Origin of the sequence: Mesorhizobium helmanticense (assembly GCF_003034915.1) — a bacterium.
Lineage (GTDB): Bacteria > Pseudomonadota > Alphaproteobacteria > Rhizobiales > Rhizobiaceae > Mesorhizobium > Mesorhizobium helmanticense.
Genome location: NZ_PZJX01000025.1, coordinates 77,286 through 89,486, shown reverse-complemented (window position 1 = coordinate 89,486; position 12,201 = coordinate 77,286). Strand labels below are relative to the sequence as shown.

12 protein-coding genes are annotated in these 12,201 nt (G+C 63.0%); 9 read left to right on the top strand and 3 right to left on the bottom strand.

Going from position 1 to position 12,201, the window contains the following annotated elements:
• Window positions 1–642 carry a DUF47 domain-containing protein gene (locus C9427_RS11740; RefSeq protein ID WP_107649468.1) on the bottom strand — a complete coding sequence of 214 codons (642 nt, stop codon included), beginning with the start codon at window positions 640–642 and terminating at the stop codon, window positions 1–3.
• Window positions 643–748: 106 nt separating this feature from the next.
• Window positions 749–1,969, bottom strand: a complete 1,221-nt coding sequence (locus tag C9427_RS11735; RefSeq protein WP_107649340.1) for a sensor domain-containing diguanylate cyclase — start codon at window positions 1,967–1,969, stop codon at window positions 749–751.
• 188 nt (window positions 1,970–2,157) lie between these two features.
• On the opposite strand from C9427_RS11735, the gene C9427_RS11730 reads away from it, so the two are divergent.
• The 9 genes from C9427_RS11730 (at window position 2,158) to C9427_RS11685 (ending at window position 10,574) form a co-directional block, all read left to right on the top strand.
• A complete protein-coding gene (locus tag C9427_RS11730; RefSeq protein WP_097574772.1) occupies window positions 2,158–3,057 on the top strand; it encodes a LysR family transcriptional regulator in 900 nt (299 codons plus the stop codon).
• Between the two features lie 135 nt (window positions 3,058–3,192).
• Window positions 3,193–3,672 (top strand): formate dehydrogenase subunit gamma, encoded by a 480-nt coding sequence (locus C9427_RS11725; protein ID WP_107649339.1) that lies wholly within the window; start codon window positions 3,193–3,195, stop codon window positions 3,670–3,672.
• Window positions 3,669–5,225: a formate dehydrogenase beta subunit gene (locus C9427_RS11720; protein ID WP_107649338.1), complete on the top strand. Its 1,557-nt coding sequence runs from the start codon at window positions 3,669–3,671 to the stop codon at window positions 5,223–5,225. The genes C9427_RS11725 and C9427_RS11720 overlap by 4 nt, the downstream gene beginning before the upstream one ends.
• A 10-nt stretch (window positions 5,226–5,235) precedes the next feature.
• Complete coding sequence (gene fdhF / locus C9427_RS11715) at window positions 5,236–8,148, top strand: formate dehydrogenase subunit alpha (RefSeq protein WP_107649337.1); 2,913 nt, start codon at window positions 5,236–5,238, stop codon at window positions 8,146–8,148.
• 2 nt (window positions 8,149–8,150) lie between these two features.
• On the top strand, window positions 8,151–8,981 hold the full coding sequence (fdhD, locus tag C9427_RS11710) for a formate dehydrogenase accessory sulfurtransferase FdhD (protein ID WP_107649336.1): 831 nt from the start codon (window positions 8,151–8,153) through the stop codon (window positions 8,979–8,981).
• Window positions 8,971–9,279 (top strand): formate dehydrogenase subunit delta, encoded by a 309-nt coding sequence (locus C9427_RS11705; protein ID WP_107649335.1) that lies wholly within the window; start codon window positions 8,971–8,973, stop codon window positions 9,277–9,279. Before fdhD ends, C9427_RS11705 begins: the two co-directional genes overlap by 11 nt.
• A 130-nt stretch (window positions 9,280–9,409) precedes the next feature.
• Window positions 9,410–9,802 carry an alpha/beta fold hydrolase gene (locus tag C9427_RS34765; RefSeq protein ID WP_245437061.1) on the top strand — a complete coding sequence of 131 codons (393 nt, stop codon included), beginning with the start codon at window positions 9,410–9,412 and terminating at the stop codon, window positions 9,800–9,802.
• Window positions 9,780–10,202, top strand: coding sequence for a nuclear transport factor 2 family protein (locus tag C9427_RS11690; RefSeq protein ID WP_245437060.1), 423 nt, complete (start codon window positions 9,780–9,782; stop codon window positions 10,200–10,202). Before C9427_RS34765 ends, C9427_RS11690 begins: the two co-directional genes overlap by 23 nt.
• 57 nt (window positions 10,203–10,259) lie before the next feature.
• Entirely contained in the window at window positions 10,260–10,574 is a 315-nt protein-coding gene (locus tag C9427_RS11685; RefSeq protein WP_107649334.1) for a hypothetical protein, read from the top strand.
• 186 nt (window positions 10,575–10,760) lie between these two features.
• Here the strand turns inward: C9427_RS11685 and C9427_RS11680 are convergent, their stop codons facing one another.
• Entirely contained in the window at window positions 10,761–12,188 is a 1,428-nt protein-coding gene (locus tag C9427_RS11680) for a gamma-aminobutyraldehyde dehydrogenase (protein ID WP_107649333.1), read from the bottom strand.
• Window positions 12,189–12,201: the final 13 nt, after the last annotated feature.

Genomic DNA, 12,201 nt, shown 5'->3' with positions numbered 1-12,201 from the left:
CTACACGTTCTCGATGACGATGCCGCTGATCTCATTGGCGACGTCCTCGAAACGGTCGACCACTTTTTCGAGCTGACCATAGATCTCGCTGCCGATCAGGTAGGCCATCGGGTCGCTGCGGCCATGCTTTTTGAACAGGTCCTTCAGGCCCTGTTCGTGCAGATCATCGGCACGGCCCTCGGCACGCATGACCTCCTCGGCGATGGCGTTGAGGCGCGCGCTGTTGGCGCCGACCTTGCTGAGCAGCGGGATCGCCTCGGCGACCAGCTTGGCGGTATCGACGATGACGCCACCCATCTCCTGCATCAGCGGGTCGAACTCCCTCTTCTCGAACAATCTTACCGTCTTGACGGTCTTGTGCATCATGTCGATGGCGTCATCCATCGACTGAATCAGATCCTTGATGTCGCCGCGATCGAACGGCGTGATGAAAGAGCGGCGCACGGAAAGCAGGACTTCGGCGGTGATGTGATCGGCCTCGTCCTCGAGATCGATGATCTTCTGACACCAGCGGTCGATGTCCTTGCCCTGGAGAAGCTGCTGGAGCGCTTCAGCGCCGCCGACCACGGTACGGGAATGCTGCTCGAACAGATCGAAGAAGCGATCTTCGCGCGGCAGCAGCTTGCGGAACCAGCCCAGCATGTTCGATCTCCCGTCGTGCCGTTTCATCCACATAGCGCTGCGAGCAGCCGGTGGAAACCGCTAAGCCGGCTTAAAGATGTGGATTTGCCGGCTGACTAGTGCCCGCTCAGTCGAAAGACAGTTCCAGACGTCTTTCCTTCTGGGAAACGACACGACATTTCGTTTCGAATTTGTCTGCCCTGATAACCAGCAGGAACTGCTCAGGAATACCGGCGATATTCGAGACGTCGATAGTGGCGCCGTCCTCGCCGAGGCTGCGGACCGTGCAGTCGATGGTAGACATGCGCGCGTTGAACACGATCTGGCCAGCCTTGAGTACCCTTCGACGTGGCCGTGCCTCGTCGTTTGCCAGCGAGTTCCAGACGGTCGTCCGATTGCGGCCAGCGTGCTTCGAGCTGTACATGGCCGTGTCGGCGCGTTCGATCAGGTCATGCAGGCTGGAGATTGTGGAATCGAGCGGCGCAACGCCCAGGCTTGCGGTAACCGCTATCTCAACCGTGCCATGCGCGAGCTTCATCGCTTCGATTGCGCCGCGCAGTCGCTCGGCCGATTCAAGCGCACCTTTGCGGCTGGAATACATTAATATGGCGAACTCCTCGCCGCCGACGCGCCCGAATATGTCGACATCGCGCAAGGCCGCGCCGCATCGCCTGGCAACGCCGCTCAAAACCTCGTCGCCGACGGCGTGGCCGAATGTATCGTTGACCGATTTGAAGTGATCGACATCGAAGACGATGCAGGAGAGATCGAAGCGCTGCCGTTTCGCCAGCGCAAACGCCCTGCGACCCTGCTCCATGAAAGCCCGTCGCGAGAGCACACCGGTGAGCGCATCGCTGGAAGCATGCTGGCGCATTTCCAGCTGATCCATGACCAGGTCGGAGAAATCCTGCAGTATGGCCGTCTCAAGCGAGCCGAATTCTCGCGGCTTGTAACCTATGGCACAGACACTGCCGATGTTGTGGCCATCGCGTGTGCGCAAAGGCACGCCTGCGTAGAACCGGATGTGAGGATCGTTCCTGACATGAGGGTTGTCGGCAAAACGCGGATCTTTTGTTGCATCGCGAACGATCAGCGGGCCGTCCATGAGGACCGTATGGCGGCAAAATGTGTCCTTGCGCTCGGCTTCGCCGGTGGAGAGACCTTCGCAAGCTTTGTACCATTGCCGATGCCTGTCAATGACCGACACAATGGCAATCGGGACATCGAGGACGGTCCGTATCAATCGCGTGATGCGGTCGAATGAGGCTTCACGCGGCGTGTCCAGTATGTCGAAACGATCGAGCGCCTGCAGGCGCGCCGCTTCGCGCAGATCCGCTGCGGTTTGCATTTCTGGCGGATGCTGATGGAGCGTGCTAACCAATCTCACCTCCAGCAGGCCGCTGCAGTGTTGATATCGCCCATGATGACAAGGCAAATCTTATCAATTGGTTATTGCATGTTGCCGCCACCCGCGGCCTGATAGACGATATCTAGCAAACGGCTCGGCCGTTCGACCTTTGCAGAAGGGCTCGCGGCATGATCGACAAGCTGGAATTCTTCATCGCGCTGGCCAGGGAAGAGCATTTCGGCCGGGCGGCGGAGCTGTGCGGCGTCACTCAGCCGACGCTTTCGGCCGGGATCAAGCAGCTCGAGGGCCAGCTCGGCGTGATGCTGGTGCTGCGCGGCTCACGCTTCCAGGGGCTGACGCCGGAAGGCAAGCAGGTGCTGGTGTGGGCGCGACGCATCGTCGGCGACAGCCGCACCATGCGCGAGGAGATGCGGGCGGCGCGCCACGGCCTGTCCGGCCGCATCCGCATCGCCGCCGTACCGACCGCGCTCGCCATGGTGGCGCGGCTGACGACGCCCTTCCGCGAAAAGCATCCGGGCGTCACCTTCTCGGTGCTGTCGCGGACCTCGATCGAGGTGCTGACGCTGCTGGGCAATTTCGACATCGACGCAGGCATCACCTATCTCGATAACGAGCCGCTCGGCCGGGTGACCAGCGTACCGCTCTATGACGAGCGCTACCAACTGATCACCGCGACCGGAAACACCTATTCCGACCGCGACAAAGTGACATGGGCCGAACTCAGCCAGCTGCCGCTCTGTCTTTTGACGCCGGACATGCAGAATCGCCGCATCATCGACCAGCATCTGGCCGAAGCCGGCGTTCAGGTGCGGCCGACGCTCGAATCCAATTCGATGATCGTGCTGTTTTCACATATCCGGACTGGCAAGTGGTCGTCGATCATGCCGCTCAACCTTGCGGAAACATTCGGCTTTTCCGAACCGATCCGGGCCATCCCGATCGTCGAGCCGGATGCCAGCCACACAGTCGGGCTGGTGGCGACGCCGCGCGAACCGCACACGCCGCTGGTCTCGGCGCTGCTGGACGAGGCGATGGCGCTGGCGGACGATTTCCGCGCCCAGCACTAGGCTAAACAATGCGTGCTGAGGGAGCTTGATAGAAAATTTCTATCAAGCGACGAAACAGCTTTATTGATTCCACGGGTTTCCTCTGATTTTGTAAAGACTTAGCGACAAATCGCTATCGACCAGGGAGGGCGCTGCATGACGATGCAGCTAGCAAGTACCGAGATTGCGTCGCGCACGGCGGCGATCGTCCAGGAGATGAAGGGCCTCGAAGGCCCGCTGCTGCCGATCCTCCACGGCATCCAGGAAGAGTTCGGCCATGTGCCGCAGGAAGCACTGCCCGTCATCGCCGATGGGCTGAACCTCTCCAGGGCCGAGGTGTATGGCGTCGTCACCTTCTATCATGATTTCCGCGCCCGTCCGGCCGGCCGGCATGTGCTCAAGCTCTGCCAGGCGGAAGCCTGCCAGTCGATGGGTTCGGACGCTGTCGCCGCCAAATTCAAGCAGTTGCTCGGCATCGGTTTTCACGAGACCACCCGCGATGGCTCGGTGACACTCGAGCCGGTTTATTGCCTCGGGCTTTGCGCCTGTTCGCCATCGGCGATGCTGGATGGCGAGGTGATCGGGCGGCTCGATGACGAGAAGATCGAAGAGATCGCCGCGGAGGTGCGCTCATGATCCCCCGCATCTACATTCCCGGCGATTCCGGCGCGCTGGCGCTCGGCGCGGAAAAGGTCGCCAAGGCGATCGCGAAGGAACTGGCCGATCGCGGCATCGAGGCCAAGATCGTGCGCAACGGTTCGCGCGGCGCCTATTTCCTCGAACCGATGGTCGAAGTGGCAACCGCCAATGGCCGCGTCGCCTACGGACCGGTCAAGCCATCGGACGTCAAGAGCCTGTTCGATTGCGGCTTTCTCACCGGCGGCCATCACAAGCGCTGGCTGGGTGCGCCCGACAAGATCCCGTTCCTGGCCAAGCAAACGCGGCTGACCTTCGCGCGCTGCGGCATCAACGACCCGCTGTCGCTCGATGCCTACAAGTCGCTTGGCGGGCTGAAGGGATTGCAGAACGCGGTGGCCATGGCGCCGGCCGACATCGTCAAGCAAGTCACCGAGTCCGGCCTGCGCGGCCGCGGCGGCGCCGGCTTCCCGACCGGCATCAAGTGGAAGACGGTGCTCGATACGGCGGGCGACCGCAAATACATCGTCTGCAACGCCGATGAGGGCGACAGCGCCACTTTCGCCGACCGCATGATCATGGAGGGCGATCCCTTCGTGCTGATCGAAGGCATGGCGATCGCCGGCATCGCCACCGGCGCCACCAAGGGCTTTGTCTATATCCGCTCGGAATATCCGCATGCGGTGGCGACAATGAACAAGGCTGTCGAGGTCGCCCGCAAGGCCGGCGTGCTCGGCGTCAATGTGCTGGGTTCGCCCAACACTTTCGACATGGAAATCCGCGTCGGCGCCGGCGCCTATGTCTGCGGGGAGGAAACCTCGCTCTTGAACAGCCTGGAAGGCAAGCGCGGCGTGGTGCGCGCCAAGCCGCCGCTGCCGGCGATCCAGGGGCTGTTCGGCAAGCCGACGGTGATCAACAACGTCATCTCGCTGGCCTCGGTGCCCATCATCATGGACAAGGGTGCGGCCTTCTACAAGGATTACGGCATGGGCCGCTCGCGTGGCACGATCCCGATCCAGATCGCCGGCAACGTCAAGCATGGCGGCCTGTTCGAGGCGGCCTTCGGCATGACGCTGGGCGAGATCGTCGACGATATCGGCGGTGGCACGGCCTCGGGGCGTCCGGTCAAGGCGGTGCAGGTCGGCGGGCCGCTCGGCGCCTATTTCCCGCGCGCCCTGTTCGACACGCCGTTCGACTATGAAGCCTTCGCCGCCAAGGACGGGCTGATCGGCCATGCCGGCATCACCGTGTTCGACGACACCGCCGACATGCTGAAGCAGGCGCGTTTCGCCATGGAGTTCTGCGCCATCGAGAGCTGCGGCAAGTGCACGCCCTGCCGCATCGGCTCGACCCGCGGTGTCGAGACCATCGACAGGCTCGCGGCCGGCATCGAGCCGGAGAAGAACCTCGCCCTGGTTACCGACCTCTGCAACACGATGAAGTTCGGATCGCTGTGCGCGCTGGGCGGCTTCACGCCTTACCCGGTGATGAGCTCGATCACGCATTTCCCCGAGGATTTCAAGCCGGCGCCAACGCGCGTCGCTGCTGAATAGGAGCTGGCAGATGAACATCAAGGCCGACTTCCCGTCACTCATCGAAGAGATCGACTTCGGAACTCCGCAATCCAATGCGGAAAAGCAGGTCACGCTGACCGTCGACGGCCGCAGCATCACCGTGCCGGAAGGCACGTCGATCATGCGTGCGGCGATGGAGGGTGGGGTCGAAATCCCGAAGCTCTGCGCCACTGACATGCTGGATTCGTTCGGTTCGTGCCGCGTCTGCCTGGTCGAGATCGAAGGACGCGGCGGCACGCCGGCGTCCTGCACGACGCCGGTCGGCGAAGGCATGGTGGTCAACACGCAGTCCGAGCGGCTCGACGCCATTCGCCGCGGCGTCATGGAACTCTATGTCTCCGACCATCCGACTGGCTGGAACGAAAAGGCCGGAACCGGCGCCAGCGAATTCGACGCGGTCGCGAAGTCGGTCGGCCTCAGCGAGAACCGCTACGGCGTCGAAGGCCGCAACCACGTCAAGCAGGAGAATGGGGTCGCGCCCGGCCACGGCTCGTTGGCGGTCGACTACATCGCGCGTGACGAATCCAACCCCTATTTCGCCTATGATCCGGCGCAATGCATCGTCTGCTCGCGTTGCGTGCGGGCCTGCGAGGAGGTGCAGGGCACCTTCGCGCTGACCATCGAGGGTCGCGGTTTCGAATCGCGCATGGTCGCTGGCATGCACGAGGATTTCATCACTTCCGAATGCGTGTCTTGCGGCGCCTGCGTGCAGGCCTGCCCGACCGATGCGCTGCGCGAGAAAACGGTGCTTGAGAAGGGCCTGCCGGAGCGCTCGGCCGTCACCACCTGCGCCTATTGCGGCGTCGGCTGCTCGTTCAAGGCCGAGGTGAAGGACGACGAGGTCATCCGCATGCTGCCCTACAAGGAGGGCAAGGCCAACCATGGCCATTCCTGCGTGAAGGGTCGTTTCGCCTACGGCTACGCCACCCACAAGGACCGCATCCTGTCGCCGATGATCCGCGAAAAGATCAGCGATCCCTGGCGGGAGGTAAGCTGGGAAGAGGCGATCGCCCATACCGCCAAGGAATTCCGCCGTATCCAGTATCAGTACGGACGCACGGCAATCGGCGGCATCACCTCCTCGCGCTGCACGAACGAGGAGACCTATCTCGTGCAGAAGCTGGTGCGGCAGGGCTTCCGCAACAACAATGTCGACACTTGCGCGCGCGTCTGCCATTCGCCGACCGGCTATGGGCTCGGTCAGACCTATGGCACCTCGGCCGGCACGCAGGATTTCGATTCCGTCGAATTCACCGACGTCGCCGTGGTCATCGGCGCCAATCCGGTTTCGGCCCATCCGGTGTTTGCCTCGCGGCTGAAGAAGCGGTTGCGCCAGGGCGCAAAGCTGATCGTGCTCGATCCGCGCCGCACCGAGATGGTCAAGTCGGCGCATGTCGAAGCGGACTATCATCTGCCGCTGAAGCCCGGCACCAATGTGGCTGTGCTGACGGCGCTGGCGCATGTCGTTGTCACCGAAGGTCTTTTCAATGAGGCTTTCATCCGCGAGCGCTGCGACTGGGCGGAGTTCCAGGACTGGGCCTCTTTCGTCGCCTTGCCGGAAAACAGCCCCGAAACCGTCGGCAAGCTGTCCGGCGTCGACCCCGAGCTGATCCGGGGTGCCGCGCGTCTCTACGCCACCGGCGGCAATGGCGCGATCTATTACGGCCTCGGCGTCACGGAACACAGCCAGGGTTCGACCACGGTGATGGCGATCGCCAACCTCGCCATGGCCACCGGCAACATCGGCCGGCCAGGCGTCGGCGTGAACCCGCTGCGCGGCCAGAACAACGTGCAGGGCTCATGCGACATGGGCTCCTTCCCGCATGAGTTGCCGGGCTATCGCCACATCTCCGGTGAAGCCGTGCGCGACATCTATGAGAGCCTGTGGGGCGTGAAGCTCGACGACGAGCCCGGCCTGCGCATCCCCAACATGCTGGACGCCGCCGTCGACGGTACATTCAAGGGCATCTACATCCAGGGCGAGGACATTCTGCAGTCCGACCCTGATACCAAGCATGTCGCGGGCGGCCTTGCGGCGATGGAATGCGTGGTCGTGCACGATCTCTTCCTCAACGAGACCGCGAACTATGCGCATGTGTTCCTGCCGGGCTCGACCTTCCTCGAGAAGGACGGCACCTTCACCAATGCCGAGCGCCGCATCAACATGGTGCGCAAGGTTCTGGAGCCGAAGGCGCGCTACGCCGACTGGGAGGCGACGCAGGAGCTTGCCCGCGCGATCGGTCTGGACTGGAACTACCAGCATCCTTCCGAGATCATGGACGAGATCGCCAAGACGACGCCGAGCTTCGCCAACGTCTCCTTCGAGCTGCTCGACCGTGTCGGATCGGTGCAATGGCCCTGCAACGAAAAGGCGCCCCTTGGCACGCCGATCATGCATGTCGATGGTTTCGTGCGCGGCAAGGGCAAGTTCATCCGCACCGAATATGTGGCGACGGACGAAAGGACAGGACCGCGCTTCCCGCTGCTGCTCACCACCGGCCGGATTCTGTCGCAGTACAATGTCGGCGCGCAGACGAGGCGCACCGAGAATGTGATGTGGCATGCCGAGGACCGGCTGGAGATCCATCCGCACGATGCCGAGAACCGCGGCATCCGCGAAGGCGACTGGGTGCGGCTGGCGAGCCGTTCCGGCGAGACGACGCTGCGCGCGCTGATCACCGACCGGGTGTCGCCGGGCGTCGTCTATACGACGTTCCATCACCCTGACACCCAGGCCAACGTGATCACCACCGACTTCTCGGACTGGGCGACCAACTGTCCGGAATACAAGGTCACCGCGGTGCAGGTGACGCCGTCCAACGGTCCGACCGACTGGCAGAGGGACTATAACGAGCAGGCCCGCCAGAGCCGGCGCATCGCCCCGCTGGAAGCGGCGGAATAGTCTTGGCCGCGCGCCGCAAAGCAACGACGCAGATATCGCGGCTGGCGCACCGCGCCAGCGGCACGGTGGCGGCGAATCGCATGGTGCCGGAGGAGACGCCGGTGGCGTTCTCCTTTGCCGGCACCACGCATGCGGTGATGATGGCGAGTCCCGCCGATTTCGAGGATTTCGCGCTCGGCTTCTCGCTGACCGAAGGCATTATCGCTGCGCCGGAGGAGATCGAGGCGATCGAAGTCGAGAATCTCGGCGCCGGCATCGATATCCAGATACGGCTCAGGGATCAGGCCAATACGCGCTTCGAGGCGCGGCGCAGGCGGCTAGCCGGCCCCGTGGGATGTGGGCTTTGCGGCATCGAATCGATCGAGGAAGCGATGCGCTCGGTCGACATGGTCGGTTCGTCGAAACTTACGCTTGATGCCCAAGACATCACCCGCTCGGTCAAGCTTTTGTCGAAAGTGCAGCCGCTGCACACGGAAACGGGAGCCGTGCATGCCGCCGGCTTCTACGTACCCGGCAAGGGCATCGTCATGGCGCGCGAGGATGTCGGCCGCCACAATGCGCTGGACAAGCTGGCCGGTGCGCTGGCCAAGGCCGGCATTGACGGCGCATCTGGCGCCGTTGTGGTGACGTCGCGCGTTTCGGTGGAGATGGTGCAGAAGACGGCGGCCATCGGCGCGGCCATCATCATCGCCGTTTCGGCGCCGACCGCCCTTGCCATCCGCACCGCCGAGGCCGCCGGGATGACGCTGGTGGCGCTGGTGCGCGGCGATGATTTCGATATTTTCACCCACCCCGAACGGGTGGTTTGCGGAGTTGCCAAGCATGTCGCATGACGAAGACCACATCACCAGCACCAGGGAAAAGCTGGTGCGCATGGCCAACCAGATCGCGGCCTTCTTCCATTCCAAATCGCGCGAGGAAGGCATTGCCGGCGTCGCCGAGCACATCAACAAGTTCTGGGAGCCGAGGATGCGGCGGCAGTTCTTCGAGATGCTGGACAGCGGCACCGAGAATTTCGACGAGCTCGTGGTGGCCGCTTCGGCCAGGATCAAGCGGCCAAAGTCGCCCGAACAGGCCGACATGAGCCTTGGTTACAGCCAGACTACCCAGGCCGAGAGCGCGGCCCACTGAAATAGCCTTGGCGCACCCTTCCGGCCGCCAGAGGTCTTATATTCCAGCCCGCTAAAGTTTGTCTGCCGCAAACGGCTTGGCTCTGCTATGGTTGACGACAGGAAATCGTCTGGCCGGGCGGGGTGGTTGCGTGAGGCCGATCGAGACCAGATATGCCCGTAGCGGTGATGTGCGGATCGCCTATCAGGTGGTCGGCCAGGGGTTGTTCGATCTCGTTTTCGTGCCGGGCTTCATCTCCAATCTCAACCTGCAGTGGGAAGACGAGGGCTACAGCCGGCTGCTGAAGCGGCTTTCGGCTTTCTCGCGGCTGATCCTGTTCGACAAGCGCGGCACCGGCCTTTCCGATCGTGTCGATACCCATCACCTGCCCAGTCTCGAAACCGCCACTGGTCGACAATGCTCAACGGCAGCCAGGTCGATCCCGCCACTTTCAAGCAGCAGGCCGATGAGGTGTTCGCGGCCGTCAAGGCCAAGTCGCAGTGAAACGATCCCGCCTGGCGATGAGCGCCGGGCGGCGCTTTGATCATCAATCGCCCGAAGGCGGGCACATGGAGGAGAAAATGCTGACCAAGACTCAAGCCGTGGACGGAGCGGCGATCAAGAAAGCGATCGAAGGCCGTGATGGAAAGATGCTGGCGAGCTTCTATGCCGACGACGCGCTGGTGCGGGTGATCGACCGCAACAATCCGCCGAGCAAGCCGCGCGAAATCCGCGGGCGCGCGGCGATCAGCACGTTCTGGGATGACATCTGCAGCCGGGCGATGACCCACAAGGTCGACACCACCATCGCCAACGGCGACAGCCTGGCCTTCACCCAGGCCTGCGCCTATCCGGACGGCACCAAGGTGTTCTGCGCGGCAATGCTGGAACTGAAGAACGGTCGGATCGCGCGGCAGACCGTCGTGCAGGCCTGGGACGAGTAGTCAACCGCTGATGGAGCAACCGCGGCCTCGGCCGCAATCTTTGGAGGAGAGTGGAAGATGTTTAGCGCCAGATGGCAGATCGACGCCAAGTTCGGACACAAGCAGACCGTGCTCGAACTGTTGAAAAAATGGGAGCGCGAGATCGGCTCGCAAGTCGGCATCGCCGATCTGGAGTTCCAGATCATGACCGGATCGATCGGCGCGCGGGAGGCGACGGTCGAGTCGCATCATCAGGTTGAAAGCCTGGCGAAGCTGGAGGAGTTTTTCGCCAAGATCAGCAAGATCGAGGCCCACGCCAAATGGGGCAAGGAGATGGAGCCCTATGTCGTGTCGGGCACCAGCCTGTGGAACATCTATCGCATTGTGGAGTAGCGGCTAGCGCAGCGGTCTTACCTCTCCCCTTGTGGGAGAGGTCGGATTGCCCCGATTTGTCCTTCACAAATCGGTTGGCAATCCGGGTGAGGGGTAAGCTAGCGCCAAGCTGGAACACCCCTCATCCGTCTTGTCGCTTCGCGACAATCCACCTTGTCCCACAGGGGGAGAAGGAAACGCGCTGGTCTACCCGTGCGCCACCATGACATGCCGCACGGCGGTGTAGTCCTCGAGCGCGTAGAGCGACATGTCCTTGCCGTAGCCGGATTGTTTCAGCCCGCCATGCGGCATCTCGTTGGTCAGCATGAAATGGGTGTTGATCCAGGTGCAGCCATATTGCAGGCGCGCGGCGGTTGCCATGGCGCGCGAGACGTCCTTCGTCCAGACCGATGAGGCTAGGCCGTAGTCGCTGTCATTGGCCCAGTTCACGGCTTCGTCGACTTCCGAGAAGCGGGTGACCGAGACGACCGGCCCGAACACTTCGCGGCGCACGATCTCGTCTTCCTGCAACGCGCCGGCGACCACCGTCGGCTGGTAGAAGAAACCGGAGCCCTCGCCCGGCTTGCCGCCGGTGGTGATCTCGATGTGCTTCAGTTCCGAGGCGCGCTCGACGAAGCTTGACACACGGTCGCGCTGGCGGCGGGAGATCAGCGGCCCGATCTCGTTTTCGGTGTCGTCGGGACGGTTGTATTTGATGGTCGAGACAGCCGAGGAGAGGTCGGCGACCAGTCTGTCGTAGATCTTCTTGCCGGCATAGATGCGGCACGCGGCCGTGCAGTCCTGGCCGGCATTGTAGAAGCCGAAGGCGCGCAGGCCGTTTACCACCGCGCCGAGATCGGCGTCGTCGAAGACGATGACCGGCGCCTTGCCGCCAAGCTCCAGATGCGTTCGCTTGACCGACTTGGCCGCCGCCTGCAGCACTTTCTTGCCGGTGGCAACGTCGCCGGTGATCGAGATCATGTTGACCTTGGCGTGGTTGATCAGCGCGTTGCCGACGCTGTCGCCACGGCCGAGCACGACATTGACGACGCCCTCGGGCAGGATGTCGGCCAGGATCTTCGCCAGCTTCAGCGCTGTCAGCGGCGTCTGTTCGGACGGCTTGAAGACGACGGTGTTGCCGCCGCCGATCGCCGGCGCCAGCTTCCATGCCATCATCATCAGCGGATAGTTCCAGGGCGCGATCGAGGCGACGATGCCGATCGGATCGCGCCGCACCATCGAGGTGTGGCCGGGCAGATATTCGCCGGCGACCACACCGGGCATCGAGCGGACGGCGCCGGCAAAGAAGCGATAGCAATCGACGATGGCCGGGATCTCGTCATTGAGCACGGCATTGATCGGCTTGCCGCAGTTCAGCGCCTCGAGTGCCGCGAATTCCGGGGCCGCGGCCTCAATGCGATCGGCGATCTTGAGGAGATAGCCCGAACGCTGCGCCGGCGTGGTGCGCGACCAGGTAGCAAACGCCTTTTCCGCCGCCAGCACCGCCGCCTCGATCTGCGCCTGGCTGGCCTCCGGCAGGTTGAGAATGGTCGCCCCGGTCTTCGGATTGAGAATCGGCTCCTCGGTTTCGGTGCCGTTCTCGAATTTCGAGCCGATCAGCATCTTCGTGTCCATGGACGTCTCTCCC